The organism is Mycolicibacterium helvum, from assembly GCF_010731895.1.
Taxonomy (GTDB): domain Bacteria; phylum Actinomycetota; class Actinomycetes; order Mycobacteriales; family Mycobacteriaceae; genus Mycobacterium; species Mycobacterium helvum.
In genome coordinates, this window is sequence record NZ_AP022596.1 from 2,094,016 (window position 1) to 2,118,997 (window position 24,982).

The window sequence follows — 24,982 nt, forward strand, 5'->3', positions numbered from 1 at the left end:
AGACGTCGCGGTCTGACCTCTGGTAAGGATGGTTGGGTGACGGTAGAAGCACTGCGCTCGGGTATCGACCTGTCCCATGTCGAGGCCGAGGTTCGCCCCCAAGATGACCTGTTCGGCCACGTCAACGGACGCTGGCTGACCGAATACACCATCCCCGGTGACCGCGCCACCGACGGCGCGTTTCGCACGCTGTACGACCGGGCCGAGGAGCAGGTCCGCGAGCTCATCACTGCGGCGGCCGGCGAGTCCGGCGGGCAGGAGCACAGCGGCTCGGGGAATGACGCAAGCACGGATGCGCAGCGCATCGGCGACCTGTATGCCAGCTTCCTGGACTCCGACGCCGTGGAGCGCCGCGGTGTGCAGCCACTCCTCGACGAGCTGGCGGGCATCGACGCCGCGGCCGATCCGGCGGCGCTGGCCGCGGTGATCGGTGCGCTGCAGCGCTCCGGCGTGGGCGGTGGCGTCGGGCTCTACATCGACACCGATTCGAAGGACTCGTCGCGCTACCTCGTGCACGCCACGCAGTCGGGGCTGGGCCTACCCGACGAGTCGTACTACCGCGACGAGCAGCACGCCGCGATCCTGGCCGCCTACCCTGCACACATCGCGGCGATGTTCGCCCTCGTGTTGGGCGGCACGGCCGATGACCATGCCGAGCGCGCCGCGCGCATCGTGGCGCTGGAGACCAAACTCGCCGCGGCGCATTGGGATGTCGTCAAGCGGCGCGATGCCGACCTGACCTACAACCTGCGTGCGTTCGCCGATCTGTCGACCGAGGCGCCCGGCTTCGACTGGGCGGGCTGGATCATCGCACAGGGCACAACCCCGGATGTGGTTGCCGAACTGGTTGTGCGCCAGCCGGATTACCTTACGGCCTTCGCCGAACTGTGGTCGAGCCACGACTTCGCCGACTGGCAGGATTGGGCTCGCTGGCGGCTGATCAACGCCAGGACCGCCTACCTGACTGATGCGGTGGTACAAGCGAATTTTGACTTCTACGGTCGCACCCTGTCGGGCACCGAGGAGATCCGCGACCGCTGGAAGCGGGCAGTCTCGCTGGTGGAGAGTCTGATGGGCGACGCGGTCGGGCGGCTGTATGTCGAGCGGCACTTCCCGCCGGACGCCAAGGCGCGCATGGACATTCTCGTCGACAATCTGCGCGAGGCCTACCGGGTCAGCATCAACGATCTGGAATGGATGACGCCGGCCACCCGCCAGCGCGCATTGGCAAAGCTGGACAAGTTCACCGCCAAGATCGGCTACCCGGCCAAATGGCGGGACTACTCCACGCTGGTGATCGATCGAAATGATCTGTACGGCAATGCTATTCGTGGCGCCGAAGTTTCCCACGACCGGGAGCTGGCCAAGCTGGGCGGGCCGGTCGACCGGGATGAGTGGTTCATGACACCACAGACGGTCAACGCGTACTACAACCCCGGCATGAACGAGATCGTGTTTCCTGCCGCGATCCTGCAGCCGCCGTTCTTCGACGCCGAGGCCGACGACGCGGCGAACTACGGCGGCATCGGCGCGGTCATCGGTCACGAAATCGGGCACGGGTTCGACGACCAGGGCGCCAAGTACGACGGTGACGGAAACCTCGTCGACTGGTGGACCGACGAGGACCGCGCCGAGTTCGGCACGCGCACGGGGCAGCTCATCGAGCAGTACGAGGCGTACGTACCACGCGGGCTCGAGCCGTCCCATCACGTCAACGGCGCGTTCACCGTCGGCGAGAACATCGGCGACCTGGGTGGGCTGTCCATCGCACTGCTCGCCTACGAGCTGTCGCTGGGCGGCACACAAGCCCCGGTGATCGACGGGCTGACCGGCCAGCAGCGTGTTTTCTTCGGGTGGGCCCAGGTGTGGCGCACCAAATCCCGTGAGGCCGAGGCTATTCGGCGCCTGGCAACTGATCCGCACTCGCCGCCGGAGTTTCGCTGCAACGGCGTCATCCGCAACATGGACGCCTTCTACGACGCGTTCGAGGTCAGCGCCGACGACGAGCTGTACCTGGAGCCCGAGCGACGCGTCCGGATCTGGAGCTGACGACCATGGACGCCTTGGACGCCATCCGGGCACGACGCAACGTGCGCAGCTACACCACTGCACCGATCCCCGAGGCTGATATCGACCGAATCCTCGAGGCGGGTTGGCGTTCCCCGTCGGCGCGTAACAACCAGCACTGGGATTTTGTGATCGTCACCGATCACGCGGTACTGCAAGAGCTTTCAACGGTGTGGATGGGAGCCGGTCACATCGCCGCAGCGCAGGCCGCGATCGCCCTGGTGATTCCCGAGCCGGCTGACGAGCGCACCAAGCTCCTTGACCAGTACGACCTGGGCCAGGCCACGATGGCAATGGCGATCGCGGCCACCGAGCTGGGCATCGGCACCGGCCACTCGGCAGTCGGCGATCAGGACAAGGCGCGGGCGATCCTCGGTGTTCCCGGCGACCACCTCGTGGCCTATCTGCTTGGGCTGGGCTATCCCGCTGATCGTCCGCTCTCGCCGATCAAAAAGCCGAGCCGGCGCCCGTTCGACGACGTGGTCCACCGCGGAAGCTGGTAGGCCAACGGGCGGGGCGGCGTTCCGGCAGGAATGCCGCCGGCTCAACCATGGTTGTGTCCGCTCGGACGAGTTGCCAACCATCAAACGTACGGAGAGTCGTTCATGGCGTGCCTCGACGAGGGCCAGCACAGTGAGGTCGCCGTTCAGCGCTGGGCGTACCCACTGCTACTTGTGCTCAGTGGGGTCGCGCTGGGGGTATCCGGTCTGCCCGCGCCGCTCTACGGCATCTACGAATCCAACTGGCACCTCACCCCGCTGGCCACCACCGTCGTCTTCGCGGTGTACGCATTCGCCGCACTGGTGGCCGTGTTGGTGTCCGGCCGGATTTCCGACGTCGTGGGCCGCAAGCCCGTGCTCCTGGGCGCACTGATCGCGCTGATCGTCGGTTTGGGCATCTTTCTGATCGCCGACAGCATCGAGATGCTGCTACTGGCCCGCACCATCCACGGCGCCGCCGTCGGCTCGATCGTGGTTGCGGCCGCGGCCGCGCTTCTGGATTTGCGGCCGAACCACGGTGTGCGCACCGGTCAGCTCAGCGGTGTGAGCTTCAACATCGGTATGACCGTCGCGATCGTCGGTTCCTCGGTGCTGGCCCAGTACGTCGCCCACCCGCTGCGCACCCCGTACGCGGTGGTCGCGGTGGTGTGCGCCGTCGTGGGCATCGGTGTGGTGGCCCTGCGGGAAACTCATTCCGGTCGGACCGGCGGCCGCATTCGGATCAGTAAACCGGCGGTGCCGCAGGAGATTCGTGACGACTTCTGGTTCGCGGCGCTGGGCGCGATGGCGTCGTGGTCGGTGCTGGGCGTGCTGTTGAGCCTGTATCCGTCGCTGGCCGCCGAGCAGACCCATGTGCACAACCTGGTGTTCGGCGGCGGGGTGGTCGGGGTGACGGCGTTCTCGGCGGCGATGGCGCAATTGGTGGCCACTCGGGTGCCGGCCCGGCGCTCGGCGGTGATCGGCGACATCGGCATGGCTGCGGCGCTGCTGCTGACCGTGCCGGTGCTACTCACCCACCGCTGGCCGTTGGTGTTCGCCGCGGCCGCACTACTCGGTGCGACGTTCGGGCTCGGCTTCGGCGGCTCGCTGCGTCACCTGTCCGATGTGGTGCCCGCCGACCGGCGCGGCGAGACGATGTCGGCGTTCTATCTCTTGGCCTACACCGCGATGGCACTGCCCACGATCGCGGCGGGCTGGGCCGCCACCCGGTGGCCGCTGGCGCAGGTGTTCCCGTGGTTCGCCGCGATCGTCGCGCTGGCCTGCCTGGCTGCGGCGGCGGCCGGCCTCAGGCGGGTGAGTCCGTCGCGCCAGGCGTCTTGATCTGGGCAGCCAGCCACGGCAGCGCATCGGAGAACGCCCGTTCGGCGAACTGCCAGGTGTGAAAGCTGATGATCCGATGCACCGCGCAGGAGATGCCCACGGTCTGGGCGGTCGCGCACAGATCGTCGGCCGCGCCGGCCTCGTCGGAGTCACGGAACTCGTCGTGCCCGCCAAAACCCAACGGCGCATCGGATTGCGGCCGGTGCCCGCTGCCGTAGGGCGATGCGGCATTGGCGGGTTTGACGGTGTCCTCGAACCAGCCGGAGACGCCTTCATACGGCCCGTGCTTGAGCATCACCGTGCGCGGGTCGAACTGATCCCAGGCCGCGGCGTCGCCGCCGTAGAGCCGGCTGATCGTTTGGTCCTTGCTCCCTGCCGTCGGCCCGTGATCGCCGGCGATGTCCTCGAAGGTGCTGAACAGTTCGGGATGCATCACGGTCAGGTCGATAGCGCAGGTGCCGCCCATCGACCAGCCGACGACTGCCCAGTTGACAGCTTGGTCGGACGCGCCGAAATGGTCCACGACATAGGGGCGGACGTCCTTGGTGAGGTGGTCGGCGGAGTCGCCGCGGGGACCGTTGACGCATTCGGTGTCGTTGTTGAAGCTGCCGCCGGAATCGACGAAGACGAAGATCGGCGCCTGGCCGCCGTGGCTCTGCGCGTAGCCGTCGATGATGGGCATCACATTGCCGCTGCGCATCCAGTCCGCTGGGGTGTTGAACTCGCCGGCGACCATCATGATGACAGGAAGCCGCGGCGGAGTGGGGCCGGCGAACCAGGCCGGCGGCAGGTAGACGTATTCACTGCGGTGCTTGAATCCGCTTGCATCCGAACCGATGTCGACTTCAACCAGCTTTCCGGTGGTCTGCACCGTGTTCCGCAGGCCGGGCAGGTCGGCAGCATCGATCTGGTTCGGTAGCGGGCCGGCCGTCAGTGCCCCCCACGCGGCCTGCACGCTCGGGTAGTAGCCGACCCACTTGTTGAGCGCCAGCAGCGCCGTCAACAGCGTCAAAGGAATCGCCAGCAGCGCGACACCTCTTCGCCACCAAAAATTCCCGCGCCAGCCCAGCACCGCCACCGCGACCCCGGCCACGAAAATCCCGGTCCACACCCACAAATAGAAGGGCGCCGGATCCGATGCCAGGCCTTCGGAGTTGACGTAGGTGCGCGCAGCGAGTGCGCCGAGCACGCCGATCACGACGCAGACCGGCAGCCACACCATCCACCAGCGCCGGGTCCGCCGCCATCCGATGGCGACGATCACAGTGACGACGGCGACGATCTCGATGGTCAGCGGCAGCCAGCCGCCGAGCAGCGAAACTCCATGCGCGTATTGGTGGACATCGGTGGCGGGCAGCTGCGGCAGGGGTGTCGGTTCAGCCGGCGACGGTGCAGGCGACGGGGTTGGCGGCACGTACCCCATTGTGGGGGCCGTTGCTGTGCTTAACCTTTGAGCCTCCGACCGGCGCTTACCTTTGTTCAATACCTGGCCCGGTGACCCGGCGCTAGGACAGCTGCCACTGCCAGTCGTCGGCGCCGTCGGGCTTGTTGTACGTGCCGACGGAGTTCTTCACGATGATCGGGTCACCGCTACCGAAGTTGTCGTAGAACCATTGCGCATTCGCCTGGCTGAGGTTGATGCAGCCATGACTCACATTGCGCTTGCCCTGGTCTCCCACCGACCACGGCGCGCTGTGCACGAAGTTGCCTTGGTTATCGATCCGCACAGCGAGTTTGACGTGAACCTTGTACCCGTCCGGCGATGTGTTGGGGACGCCGTAGGTGGCCGAGTCCATGATGATGTCGGGGAACTTCTCCAGCACGTAGTAGGTGCCGTTCGGGGTGTCGTGACCCGGCTTACCCATCGACATCGGGAAGGTCTGCTCCAGCTTGCCATTACGGGTGATCGTCATCTGGTGGGTAGCGTTGTCGGCGGTGGCCACCAAGGCGTCTCCGACGCGGAAGCTTGACTTGGCGCCGCTGGCGTCGATGTTGACGACGGTGCCGGCGGGCCAGAAGCTGTAGGGCCGCCACCGCACCTGGGTATCGGTCAACCAGTAGAACGCGCCAGGAACGGGCGGCACCGACGAGATGTGAATCGCCTGCTCCGCCAACGGGCGGTTGGCGATCGGGCGAGCGAAGTTGATGATGATTGGCTTGGCCACCCCGACCATCGCCCCGTTGACCGGATTGAATGACGGCGGGGCGAATACCGGGTCACCGGTGTACGGCGTCGGGTTCTGTCCCTTGACCGGACCCGCAGCCGCTGCGGCCGCCTGTTGCGCGGCCATGGGATCGGCCGGCGGCGGGGCTGACGGATCGGCGGGCGGCGGCACCGCCGGGTCACCTGCCGGGTCCGCCGCGGGCGGTGGCAACTGCGCCGGCGGCACGTCCACGACGCCGGGATCGGCGGGGGCAAGGTCCGGATCGGCCAGCGCCGACCCGCTGCCGAGACTGATTCCGGCGGCCACTCCGACCACGCATAACGTGGCGGCGATCGCCCCCCTCACCCGCAGCGTCATAACCAAAACTCCCTCGATACCGACTCGAACCCAGTGTTACACAGCAGGCTGGGTGCACGTCCTGACAAATTCGCTAGCGAACCCGACCTCGGGCATTCTCACCGCCCTGAACTGTGCAGATAGTCGTTCCGCGGGTGACAAGCGTTACTTGTCGCTGGTAGCCGGGACGAGAGCGAACAGGCCCCGGCTGAACAGTACGCAGACCAGGGCGCCCAGCATCAATGCCACCGATGCAGTGATCATGGCCGCCACCCCGGCGTGCTGGTAGAGCAGGCCTCCGGTCAGCGAGCCGGCCATGATGCCGATCTGGAACATCGCCACATACAGCCCCGAGGCGCCATCGGGATCTTCCGGTGAGTGCCGCATGGCGGCCGCCTGCAGCATCGGTGGCATGGCGTTGGCCGTCGCTCCCCACAGCACGATCATCGCCGCGCCGAACAACGACGCGGCGAGTACGTGCCAGTCGGCGAAGCCTAGGGTCGCCAGCGCCGCGAAGGCCAGCGACGATCCCGCCAGGCAACCCACGACGGCGGCCTGTGGTCGCCGGTCTCCTGGCCGAGCCAACAACGCCATGCCGGTCAGCCCGGCAACGCCGTACGCGGCCAGCAGCCACGCCTGATGGGCCCCGCGCACGCCGACCACGTCGCGGATGATCACCACGATGAAGGTGTAGGAAATGAAATGCGCGGTGACACCCACCAGCGTGAGCGCGCACAGAACAACCAACGGTCTGTTGCGGTGGTGACCGCCTCGGCGCGGGCGGACGCCGGCGACCGCACCTGCCATCGCCATCACGGGAAGCGCGAGCCGCGCGGCCACCAACACCACCACCGAGGCCACAGTGATGGCGCCGACCGCTGGCCGCCAGCCCCACAACTCGCTCATCGCCGCGGTCAGCGGGCTGCCCACCACCAGTGCCAGCCCGGTTCCGACGTAAACGGCCATGGTGGCGCGACCGGCATAGCTCGGCGGCACCAGGCGCGCACCGATCGGGGCGATCACCGACCACATCAGCCCGTGGGTGACTGCGCACAGCACCCGGCCGACGGCCAGCACCGCGAAGGTCGGGGCCAGCGCCGAGATCAGTTGCGATACCGACAGGCAAGCCAGCGTCCAGAGCAGGGTGCGCCGTCGCGGCCAGGTCGCCGTCCAGCGCACCAACGGCATCGTGGCGAGCGCGGCCACCAACGCATAGCCGGCCAGCAGCGTGCCGACCATGGCTTCACTGACATGCAGGTCGCGTGCGATGGCCGACAGCGCACCGACTGGCATGATCTCGGCGGTGACATAGATGAACGCCGCGGCGGCGAGCACGGCCAATGCCACGGTGACCCTCGGTGTCCACGGGCCTGCGCGCGGCACTGTGGTCACGCTGGACACTCCCGCGGCGAGCGAGCTTCGCCGAGACTCGACGCTCGGCCTGCTATGACGTAGCCAGCAGGCTGCTGCGGGCGGCGGCGATTCCACGCCTCCACGATCTCGGCTGCCCCCATACGCCACAATAAGGTGACCAAGGCGTCCTGATCTCTCACCACGACGCGATCGCCGCCGCGCAGCTTGGCAGCGACGCAGAGGCGAGGGGCGGCGCTGATCCCGGCTCGGCGTCCATGGTGGCCGTCATCGCAGCCCCTTCCTCGTGCGCTGGTGACGCTCACTCGTTCTCGTTGCATCCACGCCTTCTACTAACCCCGGCCATGTTCGCCCCATGATGCATCAACATCTGCGCCAATCCGCAGTGCCGCCGCCACCAGTTCTGCAGCTGCACCGATAGCCAGGCCCCTAAGGCACCGCTCCGATACCGTCGCACGGGCCGACCCAGATCCATCAGCGCCTCGATACCCTCCCCACGGGTTGGTCGCCTTCGTCGACATGCTGATTGCCAGACCGTAAGGGCCAAGCCGAGATCAGCACCGCCGACGACGTGAATCCGTACCAGCTCGCTTGCATCGACCAAATCGGTGTCCCGTCCGCGGGTGTGCACAGGAACCCTTGCAGGAGCGGCTATTCGGACCGACGAGGCGCACACAAATCGGCGGTATTCCTCAATCCTGGTGAAGGTGGAAATCAAAGATCACGACGACCCGGTTCACTTCGCGGTCGAGGCCCTCAACGAGTGGCTGGATCGCGTTCGGCGGGAAGGGTCGAACTCTATCGGGCGAGTTTGTCGAGTGCGCATTGCTGCGGCGTAAAGGGAGTGCGTGCTCGATACACGTCACCGATGGCCGGACGCGTAAGGCCGCGCCGCATGTCCACTGAACTTGCGTGACGGAGTCCGGCACGTTGAATCCCGCGGCTTTCGCCGCGAAGGGTCACCCAGAGCCAGCCGTGCACGCATGAATTCCGTGACTACTGGTCGCACAAAGCGTAGGTGAGGAGTGCCGCGATATCGGGTTGTGCGTCGGGTGCTTGAGTGAACGTGATCGTAGCCGCTCGTCCTTGGGCAGTTGCACCAGAGATGGTGTAGTAACCGGGGATCCCGCCGGAGTGACCGATCAGTCTGGCTCCGCAGGGAAGGGCCGTGGCTTCGAGTCCGATCCCGTATCCAGGTCCACCGTCCCCGTTGGGAATGAACTGTTCCATCTCGGCCAGTTGGGCGGGCGCGACGACTTTGCCGTTCAGTAGATCGAGGAAGAACCGGTTGAGGTCAGCGCCCGTGGAGACGATGGCGCCAGCCGCCCAGGGCACCGACGGTTCGATCCGAGATACATCCACGACAACGCCGTTGTCCTTCTCGTAGCCGTGCGGATGCGGGCCCCGAATACCGAGTTCACCCGGTGGGGGAAGGTACGTGTCATTCAAGCTATGGGGCCTCAACAGTCGATTGTTGAGCTCGTCTGCGTAGCTATTCCCGGTGATCTTTTCGATCAGAATTCCAGCAATCAGGTAGTTGGTGTTCGTGTACTTGTACTCAGCTCCCGGGCGAGACTGGGCCGGATAGCCGAGTGCGACCGCCAAGGCCTCACTGGGGGTTACGGTCCGATGTTCGGCGGCGGCCTTCAGTTCGTCAGTGCGTGGATCTCCAGCGAATTCCGGTAGGCCGCTTCGGTGTTGGAGTATCTGGCGCACAGTGATGGTTCGACCGTCCACACCCTCACCTGAGAGCATTCCGGGCAGATGCTTTTCGATGGTGTCGTCCAGATTCAGCCTGGCTTCACTGACCAGCTGCATCAGTATCGCGGCGGTGAATGATTTGGTGATGCTTCCGATTCGGAACCGTGAATTCACCGAAATGGATTCGCTGGTGTCATGGTTGGCGACTCCGCTGGTGAGGGTGGTCGTGTGACCATCAGCGGTGAGTGTGGCCAGCATGCCCGCTACGCCGGACTTAACGATTTTGTTGATCTCCGATTGGACGGCTGCGTTGCGTCGGGCCGCGAATGCAGTTGACTGATCAGCCGGACTATCCGAGTTGGTCGCGCAGCCGGCCGACAGGACTGCAGCGGTCGACACGACCAGGGCTGTCGTCAGCGCCTGGAGGGGTCTGGACATCGGGAACTCAATCGACATTGCGGTTACCTCTTATGCCTTATTGTGTTGATCCTGAGTGCAATTCGGCTGTTTCGCTCACGGTCACCGCTTCGGGTGCTCCAGCCTTCGTGACGAGGGCTCCATGCACTCGCAGTTCCGGAGAACATTCGTTCTACCGTTGCGGGCCAACGGTTTCAATCAGTGAATTAATGGTGGCGACGACGAGATCGGGTTGGTCGTGGATAATCATGTGACCGCTCTTGGTTGCGGTGACGAGGGTACTGTCAGTTGATAGGTCAAGCATTCTCCGTTGCTCGTCGCGCCAGATTGTCTCGAGCCGTTCGCCTACCGCTTGGGGAATGCCGGCGCTTGCATAATCCTGCGATCTGCCTCGGGCAATGATGCGGACGGGAAGGTCGCCGAGGTTCTGCCCTCGGATGGCGTCCTCGGTGCGGTAGGCCAGATCTGCCTCCTGTTGCTTTGTCGTGAAGTAGCTCGGGGAAGCAACGACATCAAGGAAGGCGGCCCGATCCCGTGGCGCGACGAGCCCGTCCAGCAGTACATCCGAGAACATGCGTAGGGCCCCAGACATCTTCAGTGCTGTCAGGATTGCAGGGCGCGGGTTGCCTGCCAATCCGGCTTCTTTGAGGATCGCTTGCGTTCTGCTGTCGTCGTCCTCCGGGCGAGCGTCGACGAGGACGAGGCCGGCAACTTCTTCCTGATGGAGCTGTGCGAACTCGCGCACGTACATTCCGCCGAGGGAATGCCCCACTAGCACATACGGACCCGCCAGTCCGGACGCGTGCAGGGCGGTGCGGAGTTCGGCGACGATATTCCTTCCGGTGCGCGGGTTCGGGGAAGCGTCGCTCCACGCGTATCCGGCACGGTCGTAGGTGACCACGGTGGCATTCCCGGACAGTGCGGCGGGGATATCACGCCACGACAGGCTTGTCTCACCGCTGCCAGCTTCCATGACCACCAGCGGGCCGCGGGAACCCCGCTTGACTAAGTGGAGGTCAAACCCGCCGGCATCGATCAGCTGCCCCGGCATCGCGACCTGCGCTCTTCTGTTCGCGGTAATCAGGTGTTCGGCCGTCACGCTGCTCACACCGAGACCGAGCATGAGTACTCCGCCGAAGGCAATGCCACGAAGTACCCGACGGCCCTCGAGGAGACTTGGCGGACCGACCGCTGGTGTTGCGCGGGGTTTCGGACGGTTTCGCGACCAGAGCGCATAACCGATAGCCGCTAGGACTTCGGCCATGGCGACGAGACCGAGGACGGGGAACATCACGTCCAAGGCCGCGGATCGCCGAACACAGCCTATCCATCCGATCAGTCCCAGCAGCAGCGCAGCAGAGATCGAGGCTCCAAGAATGGTGCGGCCAATGTCGAGCCAGCGCCGACGTGGGTACTGGCGGCCCGCCGGCCCCGGCGGGCCGCCAGGTCGGTTGGCGCAACGGGTTTTAGTCCAGCGCAACACGCGCTGACCGTAGGCAATACAGAGGGTGAGGTAGAGCGCCCCGAGCCCATGTCGCCAGGACGCGACCGTGCCGCGATTTAGATCAAGGGAGGCGACGAAGAGCAGCACCAGAGCGACAATCGGAGCAAGCCCCAGTAGTGCAGCACCTAGCGTCGACGACCGCGGCCGGCGCCGAGCAACGAGTCCGGCTGCGATCACAATCCAGAAACCGATCTCGCACGCCACCATCACCTGCCGGAACATGACCAACCTTTAAATAGCACAATTGTGTTCAAAAACGCATGCTAGCACGACTGTGTACATTGGGGCGGTGCCGAAACGTATCGACCACCGGGCCCGGGAGCGGGACGTCGCCGAGGCCGCGTGGAAGGTCGTCGCGCGAGACGGTGTTGGCCAGCTTTCGGTACGCAAAGTCGCCGAGGAGGCGAAGTTGGCGACAGGCTCACTGCGTCGCGCTTTTCCGACACAGGACGCTCTGCGTGCTTACTGCCTGGAGCTGGTTCGCGAACGGGCGCAGGCCCGCGTTGATACTGTCGATCAAAGCCTGCCCGTGTCAGAGTTCGTTGAAGAGTGTCTGCAACAACTACTTCCGCTCGACGACGATCGCAGACTGGAGATGGAGGTCTTCATCGCGATTGGCGTGCTGGCCCTGACTGACAACGCGCTTCGCGGCCCATACGGCAAGGTCCACGACATGCTCGCAGTCGGGTGCAGTTCATTGCTGAGGATGGTCGCGCACGACAGCGCGCCAGGCGATATCTGCGACGACGAAATCAATACCGAGTCGAAGCGTTTGCACGCGCTGGTCGACGGGCTGGCTTTGCATCTCGTGCGCCAGCAACGCACTGAACCCACCTCCTGGGCGACCGACGTTCTGTCCACACACTTGCGGCAAGTCCGCAGCCGATGGCAGGCATCTTCGACCCGATGATGCTGGATTCCCAACGCGACCGGTGACTGACATTGGACGCGGTCCAACCGACTAAAATTGCTGGGGTGCATGGCTTTCGGAACAGGAAGTAGCTCGCTGACAGCCAGCTGAATTCAGCCCCGACGGGTGGTGCGCAAGCGTTGTCCGGCGACTTCCAAGTCGATGGCATCGACCAGTGGGTGCAGTTGCGCTTCACGGCCAGCTTCAGAGGCCAATCATTGGGCGGGAGAGCCCCGATGTCGACGGGTGTCAGCATGGGGCTCGTCGGCGCCCCGCAGGAGCCGACCATCCGAATTATATTGCCCTGCAGCACTTCCTGGAGTCTCCGCCCGTTCGTCGTGGTGTCGATCCGCAGCCGAGTCGATGGCTTCGACCGCGCTGTCTTATGGCACTATCGGAATCATGGGTCTCAACTGGCGGACGATGAACCTTGCGAATTGGGAATCTAGGGTGCCCGTGCACCTCGGGCCCGACGGATACGATCTCGCCCGCTTCGACGATCCGCAGTTGCTCTCGGGTGTGGTGGCCTACGACCTGCCACGGCTGGGACGTTTGGATGGCCTGGACGTGGTGCACCTCCAGTGTCACATCGGAACTGACACGGTCTCACTGGCCAGACTCGGGGCACGCTCGGTCACCGGGTTGGACTTCTCCCCAGCGGCGATCTCCGCGGCCCATCACGTCGCTCAGCGCAGCGGGAACGAGGTCCGATTCGTCGAATCCGACGTCTACGAGGCAGTAGCCGCGCTAGGCGCAGCATCCTACGACGTGGTGTATACCGGCATCGGAGCATTGTGCTGGCTGCCCGACGTGCAGCAGTGGGCTGAGGTGGTCGCCAAACTGCTGCGTCCCGGCGGTCGGTTGTTCATGCGCGAGGGGCACCCCATGCTCGATGCGTTGAGCGACCCCAGGCCCGACGGCCTGCTGGTCGTTCAGTATCCCTACTTCGAGACCACAGGAACAGTGTTCGCCGACGAAACGAGCTACGCCGGCAGCGGCATGCTGTCTTCACCGCAGTCAGTCAGCTTCAACCACGGTTTGGGCGAGGTATTTACGGCCCTCACCTCGGCCGGCTTGACGGTGACGGCGCTCGAGGAACACCGCGAAATGCCTTGGAATGCCTTGGGCGATGCGATGATTGAAAGCACCCGATACGAAGGCGAATATGTTCTCGCTCATGATCCCGAGCGACTTCCGCTGACCTACACCATTCAGGCGCGCAAACGCTGACGGCCCGTCACCGAATTGATGGACTCGCTTAACCGTAATTGACGGTGCTGCGGCGAAATAGGTTGAGGAACAACCTGACTGAGTTGAGGTTGCTCCCGGATGGTTGACACGGGGTCAACCTCATAAGTCCTCTTCCGAAGCTTTGCGGTGCCGCAACGCCGACTCAGTCGCAAGATATCGGCTGCCCAGGCCGAACAGGCCGACATTGCCCCGCGTCGCGCGTCCGACGTTCTACCGCGTCAGGACCGAACTAGCCGGGCAATCGCGGCCGAGGCCTCGGCCAGCTTCTTCTCGGCCTCCTCGCCACCTTCGGCGACGGCGTGGCTGACGCAATGGCCGAGATGTTCTTCGAGCAGCCCGAGCGCCACCGACTGTAGCGCGCTGTTGACGGCGCTGATCTGGGTCAGCACGTCGATGCAGTACTTGTCCTCGTCGATCATCTTGGAGATGCCGCGGACCTGTCCCTCGATCCGGCGCAGCCGCTTGGTGTAGTTATCTTTGCGGGCCGAATATCCATGTGCGCCAGTCATTTACCCTCCCAGCATCTGCTTCATCTGGTCGATCTCGCCTTGCTGCGCGGTGACCATGGTCTTGGCCATCGCGGTCATGTCGGCGCTCTGGCCGTTGGCGATCTCGGCCTTCGCCATGTCGATGGCGCCCTGGTGATGGCTGATCATCGCCTGCAGCCACAGTGTGTCGAACTCGGGGCCGTTGAGCGACTTGAGTTTGGCCATCGTCGCATCGTCGACCATGCCCTGCATGCCGGCGCCGTGGCCGCCGTGGTCCCCCATCGCGTTCGGATCGACGTCCCACTGCAGCAACAGCGCCTTCATCGCGTTGATCTCTGGCTGCTGCTGGGCCGAGATGGTGGTCGCCAGGGTGAGCAGGGCCTGGTTGGTGGAGTGCTCGGGAGCCAGCGCTGCCAGCTCAACGGCCTGTTGATGGTGCGGGATCATCATCTGCGCGAACATCACGTCGTCGGCGTTGTGGGCGGCCACCGTTGCGCTGGTCGTGGTGGTCGAGGTGGCGTGCTGGGAGTGGTCGTCGGTCTTGCTGCAGGAGGAGACGACGACGGCGGTGGCCAGGGCTGCGGTGACCGCCACGATGCGGCTGCTGGTGGACATCATGACCCCACCGTACCGGAATACCCCTTGGGGGTATAAAAAGATTTGGCCACCACCCCCGACCACGGCATACTTGTCCGGTGACTCAAACGCCCGATCTGAAGCCCCGTAGTCGTGACGTCACCGACGGTCTGGAGAAGGCTGCCGCGCGTGGCATGCTCCGCGCGGTAGGCATGGGTGACGAGGATTTCGCCAAGCCGCAGATCGGGGTGGCCTCCTCCTGGAACGAGATCACCCCGTGCAACCTGTCCCTGGACCGGCTGGCCAAGGCCGCCAAGGACGGCGTGCACGCCGCCGGCGGTTATCCCATGGAGTTCGGCACCATCTCGGTGTCCGACGGCATCTCGATGGGCCATGAGGGCATGCACTTCTCGCTGGTGTCGCGCGAGGTCATCGCCGACAGCGTCGAGACCGTCATGATGGCCGAGCGCCTCGACGGGTCGGTGCTGCTGGCCGGCTGCGACAAGTCGCTGCCGGGCATGCTGATGGCCGCCGCACGCCTCGATCTCGCCTCGGTCTTCCTCTACGCAGGCTCGATCCTGCCGGGCCGGGCGAAGTTGTCCGACGGCACCGAGATGGACGTGACGATCATCGACGCTTTCGAGGCCGTCGGCGCATGCGCGCGCGGGCTGATGTCCCGCGCGGATGTCGACACCATCGAGCGGGCGATCTGTCCGGGCGAGGGCGCCTGCGGGGGCATGTTCACCGCCAACACGATGGCCAGCGCCGCCGAGGCGCTGGGCATGTCATTGCCGGGCAGCGCGGCGCCGCCGGCCACCGACCGCCGCCGGGACGGGTACGCCCGCCGCAGCGGCGAGGCCGTCGTGGAGCTGTTGCGCCGCGGTATCACCGCACGCGACATCCTGACCAAAGAGGCCTTCGAGAACGCGATCGCGGTCGTGATGGCGTTCGGTGGGTCCACCAACGCGGTGCTGCACCTGATGGCGATCGCGCACGAGGCCGACGTCAAGCTGACGCTGGCGGACTTCACCCGGATCGGCGCCAAGGTGCCGCACCTGGCCGACGTCAAGCCGTTCGGCAAACACGTGATGTTCGACGTCGACCGCATCGGCGGCGTGCCGGTGGTCATGAAGGCGCTGCTGGATGCCGGGCTGCTGCATGGTGACGTCATGACGGTGACCGGCGAAACGATGGCGGCCAACCTCGCCCACATCGCGCCGCCGGATCCCGACGGCAAGGTGCTGCGAGCGCTGAGCAACCCGATCCACCCGACCGGCGGCATCACGATCCTGCACGGCTCGCTGGCTCCCGAGGGCGCTGTGGTCAAGTCAGCGGGTTTCGATTCCGACGTGTTCGAAGGCACTGCAAGGGTTTTCGACGGCGAACGCGCCGCGATGGATGCTCTCGAAGACGGCACGATCGTGGCCAATGACGTCGTCGTCATCCGCTACGAGGGCCCCAAGGGCGGTCCGGGAATGCGCGAGATGCTGGCGATCACCGGCGCGATCAAGGGCGCCGGGCTGGGCAAGGACGTTCTGCTGATGACCGATGGCCGGTTCTCCGGCGGCACCACCGGCCTGTGCGTGGGTCACATCGCACCGGAGGCTGTCGACGCCGGGCCGATCGCCTTCGTGCGCGACGGTGACCGGGTGCGCCTCGACGTCGGCAAGGGCACGCTGGACGTGCTGGTCGACGCCGACGAATTCGATTCCCGCAAGGCGGGCTTCAACCCGCCCCCGCCGAAGTACACCACCGGCGTGCTGGCCAAGTACCGCAAGCTGGTCGGCTCGGCCGCGCAGGGAGCCGTCTGCGGCTAGGCCGCAGCCCCACCGGCGGATCGCTTGGATCCGGCCACGCCGCTCTTGTGGGTGGATCCGGCGCTCGCCGACGAGCCACTCGAGCTTGAGCCGGTCTGGTTGGCTGCCGCGGCCGACTTGGCGCTGCCAGCCGACGACTTGGTGGTCGACTTGACCGTCCCGGTGGCGCCGGTCGAGGGGGATCCAGCCGACGGCGTGCTGGCGGTCTCTGTGCTGGCGGAGGAACCCGAGGGCGAAACGCCGGACACCAGGGAATTCACCGAGTCAATCACAGCGGCGCTCGTCGTTGAGGCCGTCGGCGTGCTCGTGCTACCTGCTGATGCCGACGGGTAGGTGATCGTCAGATGGTTGCCGTCCACCGCGAGCACCGGCGCCGTCTTACCGAATCGCAGAATCGGGAACGAGTCCTGGAACCCGACGACGAGAGCGCGGAGTACGTCACCGGGCACCTGTGCCCACTCCGCTGGTGTCAGCGGAGCCTGGGACAGGAACGTTGTGGCCGTGCCGGACTGGTCGAACGTCCGGTTGTAGGTGCCACCGTTGGTTGGGGTCTGGACATCGGTGTAGCCGGTGTTGACCAGGATGGTCAGTGCGGGCTGCAACGCGTCGGCGAGCGGGGTCCCCAGGTTCAGCGGATGACCGAGCGCGTTCGAGACGGCGTTGATCAGGCGCGCCGGCAGGCGCAGCGGCTCCAATAGCGGCAGATCGTTGGGTGCCAAAGTGCTGTAGGTGGTACTCGTTGAACCCAGCGTCGCCAGCAGGCCGAGGGCAGTCTCGATGTCACCCAGCGACGCGCCCCCGAGGTTCACGCCGCCGAGCAGATTTGTTGGCAGAACACTGGCCAGCAAGGTGTTGGTGAGCGAGAACGGATTCAGGGTCGCCGGGAAGTCGGACAACACGTTGTACTCCAGCCCGATGTTCACCACCGCGGAGTGCAGAGTGACGATGCCACCGCTGCCCGCGGTGGCCGGAGTTGAACTCGTCGCGCTGGTACCGACCGGCGTGACCGGGTTGATACCGAACAAGTTCAGGATCGGCGCGAAGCGCGAATAAAGCCCACCGTTAGGCGTCAGCGGGCTGTTCAGCAGGAGAAGCGCCAGGGTGGTCACATTGGTGCCCGGCTTGCAGAAGGTGCCCTGGGAAGAGCACTGTGCGCCGGTCAGAGTGTTGGTCAGCCCTGGACCGACGAGAGGGGTGTATCCCGGCAACGTGTTACCGCGGGCACTCGACAGCAAAGCTTGATAGGCGTCGTTCGTCCCGAAGGTGGCAAATCCCGATCCTGCGAGCAGCGCCGACCCCACGACCCCGCCCGGTTGCCGTCGGAAACTGTTGCTCAGGATGTTCCAACCGCCGAACGAGTAGGCGTTGATCCGATCAGCCAGATTCACCGGATTGGAATTGGTGTAGGCGAAGTTGATCGTGAGGGTGTCGATCAAGGGCGGCGCCAGATCGGGGAAGGCCACCGAGTTCAGCCCAGCGGCCTGCAAGATCCGGAACACCGGTCCGGTGGTGATCCCGTTGAGAGTGACATCTGCTGCGCTGGCAGAGGGCAACATGGCCGGTGCCGTCATTCCCAGCGCCATCGCGGTGGCGGTCGCGGTCACCGCGGCAAGCCGCGCGACCTTCTTGCCACGCACTCTTGGGATCGCCCGAATATTGCGAGTTACCGTCGAAATTCTCATTGTCCCCAACCCCCAACATCCGGTTTCTCAGCTTCTACTCAGGAAGATAGCCCTTTCGGTCCACAGTGGCGGCAATTTGGCGATCGGCCCACCTGAGAGAGTTCTGCTAACTCCGGCCCAGCTTGTCATAAATCGCCGGCAGGAATGCGGCCAGGTGGTTCATCTCCTGAGCGCAATGCACCAGCAGATCTCGGGGTTCCGGCAGCTGATGTGCGGCGATCGGGCGGATCACCGAGTCGGCCAGCCGGTTGCCACGGCGCACACCGATATACGGACCACCCATCCAGAATCGGGACCGCATTTCCGCCCCGCCCGGGGTGGCCCGGACGTGGTGAATGAACCAGCCGATGTCCACGGGCAGCTCACTGGATCCCAGCCGCGCACACACCGCGACGTCCCCGCCGAGCCGGGACGCGTCCAGGCCCAGCGCCGCAGGCTCGAGGAACTGGATGGCAGCCTTGGCGTAGGACGAGCCCAGATACTCCTCGATGATCGAGGTGCGCCCGACGTAGCTGCCGTCCGGTCCGTGATCACCCCAGTGCGCCCAGGCGTGGGCGCGCGGATGCCACAGCTTGTAGCGGCGCGAGTCGCTGCCGTGCCAGCCGAACCACCAGTCCCACATCGCCGGTGTGACGCCAGGCATGTCGGTACGCACCGAGACCTGAAATCCACCGCCGCGCAAACTACCGTAGCCGTTCTCGGTCTGCTGATATCCCTCGTCGAGAATGGTTGCGGCAGAATCGAAGCCAAGTAACACCTGATCGGCCTGTGGGCCCTGCTCGAGTGCGATGACGACGTGCCGGGGCAGCTCCGCCATCTCCGGATTGAAGTACGTGCCCCACGGGGTGTCCCCGTCGCCGGGGCGGTATCCCAGGTAGGTCTCGGCCATCTACAGCCGTCCCATCCAGCCGTGGAACCGGCCGTCGGGGTCGTACTCGGCTCGTACCCGGTCGAGCTTCGCCATGTTCTCGTCGGTGGCGAACTTCGCCGGCCGCTTGCCCAAATTCTCGTCGGCCAGCTGGATTCCGGTGGCCAACGGCGCCATCGCCGCCATGTTCGAGCGCGGCCAGTCGCCGTACTTGTCGTCGTCGGCCGGGTCCATCCAGCCGGCGTAGAGCGCCAGATAGATCTCGCTTTCCAGGCTGTAGGCCATGTCCTGACGCTGCGGTGACGGGCCCCAGTTCAGCCAGAGGAAATGCGACGGGTGCGGTGGCATGGTGTCCAGGATGCGATGAATGCCCGGCAGCAGCTCGGCGGCCGAGGCATTGGTCCACATGTTGTCGGCGGTGTACCGGTGATCGGCGAGGTAGTTGCTCATCACCGCGGTGTACCAATCGGCCAGGGCCATCGGCGCATACGGGAACGCCACCAGCGCCTTGTCGACGACCGGGCATCGGTCCAGGATGCCGAAGGCCTCCTTGGCCTCGGCCTCGGTATCGGCGAACGCCGGGGAGGCCATCACGATGGCCGGTCGGTCGATGCCGGCATTAGGCACACTGCGGGTGGCCACGATCTGCAACTCGACCCGGCGGTCCACCTCGGCGGAAATATCGCGCGCCCAGGTGAAGATCTCGTCGGCGAGCTCGATCGGGTAGGCGTAGAAGCTGCTGCCCAACACCGCGGGTCTCGTGTAGAGCTTGAGGTGGAACGCGATGACCACGGCGAAGAACCCTGGCCCCGAACCGCGGGCCGCCCAGTACAGATCCCGATGGTGGTCAGCGTCGATGTAGATCCGATCACCGTCGGCGGTGACCACATCCAGACCGATGACGCTCTCGCAGGCGGGCCCGACGACGCGGCTGTTCCAGCCGTAACCGCCCTGCAGTAGATAGCCGCCGATACACACGCCCTTGCAATGTCCGGCGGGGAAGAACAATCCCAGCGCCTCGAGTTCGGCGGCCAGCGCGCTGCCGCCCTTGCCCGGGCCGGCGACCGCGGTCATCTTGTCGGCGTCGATGCTGGTCTGATCCACCCGGCTCATGTCGAGCAGCACCGCGCCGTCGCGTAGGTGGCTGGCCGCCCAGCTATGCCCACCGGACTTGATGCTGACTTGCTTGTTGTTGGCCTTGGCGTAGCGCACGGCGGCGACCACGTCGTCGGCGTCGACCGCCTGGACGATGACGTCCGGATAGCGGTCGGGCACGCGCTGGTTCCACACCGTGGCAGTGCGTGCGCTCTCGTAACCGTCGTCGCCGCGGAAGAAATGACGCCCCTCAGGAAGTGACCCCACCTAAGCCTCCTCTGATTCACATTCCGAATCAGTACGATCCGTATTGCGGCACGATACCGTGCAAGGAACGCCCAGGGAAGGGACGACAAGATGGCAGATCCGGAAATTTCCGTGGTGCATGGCGAGCGTTCGGGAAGTGCCCGCGACGATGGCATCCAGGTTCTGCGCCGCGCCGCGGCCGCACTTGACGAGATCGCGACGGCTCCGGGCCGGCTACGACTGGTCGATCTGCATAGCCGGCTGGGCCTGGCCAAGTCCACCGCGCGGCGGCTGTTGTTCGGTCTGGTCGAGGTGGGGTTCGCGGCCGTGGACGACGACGGCCGCATCGTCCTTGGCGACCGACTGCTGGGGTTGTCCAGCGCAAACGCCGCCCACATCGCCTCGGCATTCCGGCCGACCCTCGAGCGGGTGGCCGACGCCACCGGGGAAACCGCGGACCTCTCGGTATACCGCGGCGGGCAGATGCTGTTCATCGACCAGATCGAGTCGCCACACCGGCTGCGGGCGGTCTCGGCGATCGGCGGCCGCTTCACCCTCTACGACACCGCCAACGGGAAGGCGGCACTGGCGCTGTTCGACGACGCCGACACCGACTCGGCGCTCGCCTCCCTGGACCCGGCGGCAGGCTCGAAGGTTCGCGACGAACTCCGTGAGATCCGCACCAGCCGAATAGCTTTCGACCGCGACGAGCACACCGACGGCATCTCGGCCGCCGGGATCGCGGGGCGTGCGTTGGGCGGCAATATCGTCGCGATCTCGGTGCCCGCGCCGACGGAGCGGTTCAACAAGCACTCCGACCGCATCGTCGCCGCCCTGCGCTCGGCCCTGGATTCACCGATCTGGTCGACCTGAGGCAAATCTGACCATCCGGTTGGTTGGGCTTGCCAGTGTGTCTGTCAGCAGAGCACAGTGGCTGGTATGAGTCGCACCGCTTTGCGTATCTGCCCGCTGTGCGAGGCCACCTGCGGGCTGGTCCTCACCATCGATGACAACGACCGGGTCAGCTCGGCCCGGGGCGATCGGGACGACGTGTTCAGCCACGGTTTCATTTGCCCGAAGGGCGCCAGTTTCGCCGAATTGGACAACGATCCGGACCGGTTACCGAACCCGCTGGTGCGCCGCGGCGGCGAACTGGTCGAAGCCACCTGGGCGGAGGCCTTCACCGCGGCCGCAGAGGGGCTGCAGCGCGTCATCGCCGACACCGGCAGCACGTCGGTGGCGGTCTACCTCGGCAACCCCAACGCGCACACCATCGCCGGTTCGCTCTACGGGCCGGTCGTCATCAAGTCGCTGGGCACCCGGCAGGTGTACTCCGCCAGCACGCTCGACCAGATGCCGAAGCACGTCTCGTGCGGCTACCTGTACGGCAACCCGCTTGCCTTCACCGTGCCCGACCTCGACCGTACTGACTATCTTGTGATCATCGGCGCAAACCCGTTGGTATCTAACGGCTCTCTGGCCACCGCGGCTGACTTCCCCGGCAAGATCAAGGCATTGCGCCGCCGCGGGGGCACACTCGTCGTAATCGATCCCAGCCGCACCCGCACCGCCGAACTGGCCGACCGCCACCTGCCCGTCCGCCCCGGCTCGGATGCTGCACTGCTATTCGCGATCGTGCACGTCCTCTTCGATGAGGGCCTGGTCGATTTGGGCCGGCTCGCCGACCACGTGACGGGCCTGGATCGGGTGCGCGCGGCAGCACTCGACTTCCCGCCGGACGCAGTTGCCGAGCACTGCGGGGTGGGATCGGACGAAATCCGCACCCTTGCAAGGGAAATCGCTGCGGCGCCCAGTGCCGCAGTCTATGGCCGGATCGGCACCTCGACCGTCGAGTTCGGCACGCTGACCAGCTGGCTGGTGGACGTGGTGAACATCCTGACCGGGAACCTGGATCGGCCTGGCGGAGTGATGTTCGCCAGCTCACCGATCGCCGGTGCCCCGCGACCGGCGCGCCCCGGCCGGGGTTTCGCGACAGGTCGCTGGCGCAGCCGGGTCTCGGGGCATCGCGAGGTGTTGTCCGAAATGCCTGCGGTCGCGTTGGCCGAGGAGATCGAGACTCCCGGCGAGGGTCAGATCCGGGCGATGATCACCATCGCGGGCAATCCGGTCTTGTCAGCGCCGGATGGCGCCCGCCTGCAGGATGCCCTGGCCGGCGTCGACTTCATGGTGTCGGTCGATCCCTACCTCAACGAGACAACCCGGCACGCCGACGTGATCCTGCCCCCGCCGCCGCCCTCGCGCGCAGCGCATTTCGACCTCGCGCTGTCCGGCGCGGTGGTGCGCAACAACGCCCGGTTCTCCCCTCCGGTGCTACCGCTGGCCGACGACCGGCCCGACGAGTGCGAGATCCTGGCCCGGTTGACGCTGATCGTGCTGGGCCTGGGCCCGGACGCCGACCCGAACCTGGTAGACGACCAGGTGATTGGGTCGACGCTGAGCAAGGAGGTCGCCGACGAACACTCGCCGGTCGCCGGCCGTTCGGTCGACGAGTTGACCGCGATGCTGCCCGACGGTCGCGGTTTCGAACGGCGGCTGGACATGATGCTTCGCCTGGGCCCGTTCGGTGACGGGTTCGGCGCCAATCCCGACGGCCTGACACTGCAGCGGGTCAAGGACGCACCGCACGGGGTGGACTTGGGCGCGCTGGTCCCCCGGATCCCCGAGGTGCTCCGAACACCATCGGGGACAGTCGAACTAGACCCCGAGCCGATCCTGGCCGATATCCCGCGGCTGCTTGCTTCGCTGGCATCAGAGCCGGGGTTCCTGCTGATCGGCCGGCGGCACCTCCGCTCCAACAACAGCTGGATGCACAACCTGCCCGCGCTGTCCGGCGGCTCCAATCGCTGCACTCTGCAGATCCATCCCGACGATGCCACCCGGCTGGGCCTCGACGACATGGCCGTGGTCACCGGTCCTGGCGGGAAACTCGAAGTGCCCGTTGAGATTACCGACGCGATCCGCCCTGGCGTGGTGTCACTGCCGCACGGCTGGGGCCACACCGAGCCGGGCACCCGGATGCAGGTGGCAGCCCGGGACCCCGGCGTGAACGTCAACAGTCTCAACGACGGCACGCTGCTGGATCCGCTGTCGGGCACCGCGGTGCTCAACGGGCTGCCGGTCGAGGTGGCCCCCGTCGGAGCGCGGTGAGACGCCTCGCCTAGTACAACACTCGGCGCATGCCGTCCTCGCTATAGCATGCCTCGAGTTGGGCGTCGGTCCAGTTCGACCGGATCGCTTTGGCCATCTGGGCGACACTGGGCAGTGCGGTCGGATTCCAGGTCTCGGGTTTCCATGCGTCCGAACGCAGGAACGCCTTGGCGCAATGAAAGAACACTTCCTCGATGCCGATCTCCAGCGCAAGCAGCGGCCGCTTGCCCTGAACGACCATACTGTCGAAATAGTCGGCGTCGGCAAGGATGCGCGCAGTCCCGTTGATCCGCAATGTATCCCCGCGCCCAGGGATCACGAACAGTGTCCCGACCTGCGGGCGCTGCAGCACGTTGAGATAGCCATCGACGCGCCTGTTACCGGGCCGCTCGGGGATGGCGATGGTGCGGTCGTCGATGACATGCACGAACCCCGGCGGGTCACCTTTGGGTGAAACATCAACGCGGCCTTGTGCATCGGTCGTGGCGACGAACGCCAACGGCGATTGCGCCAACCAGTCGCGCTGCAGGGGCAGGAGCCGATCCTTGACCTTGTTGACCACGGCGCTGTCGGGCTCACCGATGATCGACCGGAGTTCGGCGATGGTACTGACTTCACGGCGCATCGCTCGATTATCCATGCCGCCCGTGGTAGTCGGCCGGGAGCTCCCCGCGTCCGAGTTGATAAAGATTGAGTCGGTAACTGCCGACGATCCCGGGGGCGATCCTGGCCAGAATCGGCAGGGCGCACCGGTACCGGGCGGGCAGCTTTGCCGCGACTTCCGGTTGCGGGCTGGCCAGAGTTCTGCTGTCGAGCAGTCTCAATCCCCACTTCTCGAGGGCACGAGGATCACCACAGGTCCATTGCATGCGGGCATCGACTGCCTTCATCGCGCCGCCGCGTTTCTGATTGGCGATCATCTTCGGGCCGGCTGTGTCGAACGCGATGAGCGACTCCGGAAACCGTTGAGCGAGTTGCGCTAACACATTGCCCACCTGCGCTTCTCGGAGATACACCAAGACCGCTTCCACAACAAAGAGATAGGGCCCCGGCGCCGCGGTGACCGCGTCGTACCAGTCGGTGTCCAGCACCGAACCGGCCAACATGGTTCGGCGGTCGGTATCGGAGAAGAAGTTCCGTCGCAGTTGGATGCTGTCGGGAAGGTCGAGGTCGAACCAACGCACGCTGCCGTTGTCGACGCGCTCGAAGCGGGTGTTCAGGCCGGTACCGACGTCGACCACGGTTCCGGCCGGGTGGTCGTCGAGGAATCGGCGAACCCACCCGTCGAACACCGCTGTCCGCAGGACGGATCCGGGCAGCGAACCACCACGGAATGCGGTGAAGTCGTAGTCGATGCGATCCACGAGGTCGCGTGCCCACCGGTCGTTGATGACCGGGTGTCGCGACGCCGCATCACGGGCACGTCCATAGAGCGGGATGAGCAGGGTCTCCTGAACCTCCCCCAACTCCGGTCGGATCTTGTTCATGCCGGTAGGTCCG

At 65.7% G+C, this 24,982-nt stretch carries 20 protein-coding genes; 8 read left to right on the top strand and 12 right to left on the bottom strand.

Annotated features, from left to right (window positions below):
• Nucleotides 1-36: 36 nt before the first annotated feature.
• The 3 genes from G6N38_RS09650 (at nt 37) to G6N38_RS09660 (ending at nt 3,887) form a co-directional block, all read left to right on the top strand.
• Nucleotides 37-2,049 carry a M13 family metallopeptidase gene (locus tag G6N38_RS09650; RefSeq protein ID WP_163747325.1) on the top strand — a complete coding sequence of 671 codons (2,013 nt, stop codon included), beginning with the start codon at nt 37-39 and terminating at the stop codon, nt 2,047-2,049.
• Nucleotides 2,050-2,054: 5 nt separating this feature from the next.
• Nucleotides 2,055-2,570, top strand: a complete 516-nt coding sequence (locus G6N38_RS09655) for a nitroreductase family protein (protein WP_163747326.1) — start codon at nt 2,055-2,057, stop codon at nt 2,568-2,570.
• A gap of 102 nt (nt 2,571-2,672) precedes the next feature.
• Nucleotides 2,673-3,887: an MFS transporter gene (locus tag G6N38_RS09660; protein WP_163747327.1), complete on the top strand. Its 1,215-nt coding sequence runs from the start codon at nt 2,673-2,675 to the stop codon at nt 3,885-3,887.
• Here the strand turns inward: G6N38_RS09660 and G6N38_RS09665 are convergent.
• The 5 genes from G6N38_RS09665 to G6N38_RS30435 form a co-directional block, all read right to left on the bottom strand.
• A complete protein-coding gene (locus G6N38_RS09665; RefSeq protein ID WP_179968500.1) occupies nt 3,853-5,301 on the bottom strand; it encodes an alpha/beta hydrolase in 1,449 nt (482 codons plus the stop codon). The genes G6N38_RS09660 and G6N38_RS09665 overlap by 35 nt on opposite strands.
• Nucleotides 5,302-5,392: 91 nt before the next feature.
• Nucleotides 5,393-6,409 (bottom strand): L,D-transpeptidase, encoded by a 1,017-nt coding sequence (locus G6N38_RS09670; RefSeq protein WP_163747328.1) that lies wholly within the window; start codon nt 6,407-6,409, stop codon nt 5,393-5,395.
• Between the two features lie 144 nt (nt 6,410-6,553).
• A complete protein-coding gene (locus tag G6N38_RS09675) occupies nt 6,554-7,789 on the bottom strand; it encodes an MFS transporter (RefSeq protein ID WP_163751907.1) in 1,236 nt (411 codons plus the stop codon).
• Nucleotides 7,790-8,755: 966 nt separating this feature from the next.
• A complete protein-coding gene (locus G6N38_RS09680; protein ID WP_163747329.1) occupies nt 8,756-9,898 on the bottom strand; it encodes a serine hydrolase domain-containing protein in 1,143 nt (380 codons plus the stop codon).
• Nucleotides 9,899-10,049: 151 nt separating this feature from the next.
• Nucleotides 10,050-11,603 (bottom strand): alpha/beta fold hydrolase, encoded by a 1,554-nt coding sequence (locus G6N38_RS30435; RefSeq protein ID WP_197748122.1) that lies wholly within the window; start codon nt 11,601-11,603, stop codon nt 10,050-10,052.
• A gap of 67 nt (nt 11,604-11,670) precedes the next feature.
• Here G6N38_RS30435 and G6N38_RS09690 point away from each other — a divergent pair, with 67 nt between their 5' ends.
• The gene (locus tag G6N38_RS09690; RefSeq protein ID WP_163747330.1) at nt 11,671-12,291 is read left to right on the top strand and encodes a TetR/AcrR family transcriptional regulator; all 621 of its coding nucleotides are present in this window, start codon (nt 11,671-11,673) and stop codon (nt 12,289-12,291) included.
• A 402-nt stretch (nt 12,292-12,693) separates the two neighbouring features.
• Nucleotides 12,694-13,521 (top strand): class I SAM-dependent methyltransferase, encoded by an 828-nt coding sequence (locus G6N38_RS09695; protein WP_163747331.1) that lies wholly within the window; start codon nt 12,694-12,696, stop codon nt 13,519-13,521.
• Between the two features lie 239 nt (nt 13,522-13,760).
• On the opposite strand, the gene ricR is transcribed toward G6N38_RS09695, so the two are convergent.
• Together ricR and G6N38_RS09705 are read right to left on the bottom strand one after the other, a co-directional pair.
• Nucleotides 13,761-14,051: a copper-sensing transcriptional repressor RicR gene (gene ricR, locus G6N38_RS09700; RefSeq protein WP_163747332.1), complete on the bottom strand. Its 291-nt coding sequence runs from the start codon at nt 14,049-14,051 to the stop codon at nt 13,761-13,763.
• A complete protein-coding gene (locus tag G6N38_RS09705) occupies nt 14,052-14,648 on the bottom strand; it encodes a DUF305 domain-containing protein (RefSeq protein WP_179968501.1) in 597 nt (198 codons plus the stop codon).
• A 77-nt stretch (nt 14,649-14,725) separates the two neighbouring features.
• Here G6N38_RS09705 and ilvD point away from each other — a divergent pair, with 77 nt between their 5' ends.
• Nucleotides 14,726-16,423: a dihydroxy-acid dehydratase gene (gene ilvD, locus G6N38_RS09710; RefSeq protein WP_163747333.1), complete on the top strand. Its 1,698-nt coding sequence runs from the start codon at nt 14,726-14,728 to the stop codon at nt 16,421-16,423.
• On the opposite strand, the gene G6N38_RS09715 is transcribed toward ilvD, so the two are convergent.
• From G6N38_RS09715 to G6N38_RS09725, 3 genes are all read right to left on the bottom strand, one after another.
• Nucleotides 16,420-18,060 (bottom strand): PE-PPE domain-containing protein, encoded by a 1,641-nt coding sequence (locus G6N38_RS09715; RefSeq protein ID WP_163747334.1) that lies wholly within the window; start codon nt 18,058-18,060, stop codon nt 16,420-16,422. The genes ilvD and G6N38_RS09715 overlap by 4 nt on opposite strands.
• Before the next feature lie 151 nt (nt 18,061-18,211).
• Nucleotides 18,212-18,994 (bottom strand): DAPG hydrolase family protein, encoded by a 783-nt coding sequence (locus tag G6N38_RS09720; protein ID WP_163747335.1) that lies wholly within the window; start codon nt 18,992-18,994, stop codon nt 18,212-18,214.
• On the bottom strand, nt 18,995-20,335 hold the full coding sequence (locus G6N38_RS09725) for an FAD-binding oxidoreductase (protein ID WP_163747336.1): 1,341 nt from the start codon (nt 20,333-20,335) through the stop codon (nt 18,995-18,997).
• Between the two features lie 90 nt (nt 20,336-20,425).
• Here G6N38_RS09725 and G6N38_RS09730 point away from each other — a divergent pair, with 90 nt between their 5' ends.
• Nucleotides 20,426-21,187, top strand: coding sequence for an IclR family transcriptional regulator (locus G6N38_RS09730; RefSeq protein ID WP_163747337.1), 762 nt, complete (start codon nt 20,426-20,428; stop codon nt 21,185-21,187).
• A gap of 66 nt (nt 21,188-21,253) precedes the next feature.
• Nucleotides 21,254-23,482 carry a molybdopterin oxidoreductase family protein gene (locus G6N38_RS09735; protein WP_163747338.1) on the top strand — a complete coding sequence of 743 codons (2,229 nt, stop codon included), beginning with the start codon at nt 21,254-21,256 and terminating at the stop codon, nt 23,480-23,482.
• 10 nt (nt 23,483-23,492) lie between these two features.
• On the opposite strand, the gene G6N38_RS09740 is transcribed toward G6N38_RS09735, so the two are convergent.
• Together G6N38_RS09740 and G6N38_RS09745 are read right to left on the bottom strand one after the other, a co-directional pair.
• Nucleotides 23,493-24,107: a pyridoxamine 5'-phosphate oxidase family protein gene (locus G6N38_RS09740; RefSeq protein ID WP_163747339.1), complete on the bottom strand. Its 615-nt coding sequence runs from the start codon at nt 24,105-24,107 to the stop codon at nt 23,493-23,495.
• A 7-nt stretch (nt 24,108-24,114) separates the two neighbouring features.
• On the bottom strand, nt 24,115-24,969 hold the full coding sequence (locus G6N38_RS09745) for a class I SAM-dependent methyltransferase (protein ID WP_163747340.1): 855 nt from the start codon (nt 24,967-24,969) through the stop codon (nt 24,115-24,117).
• Between the last annotated feature and the right edge of the window lie 13 nt (nt 24,970-24,982).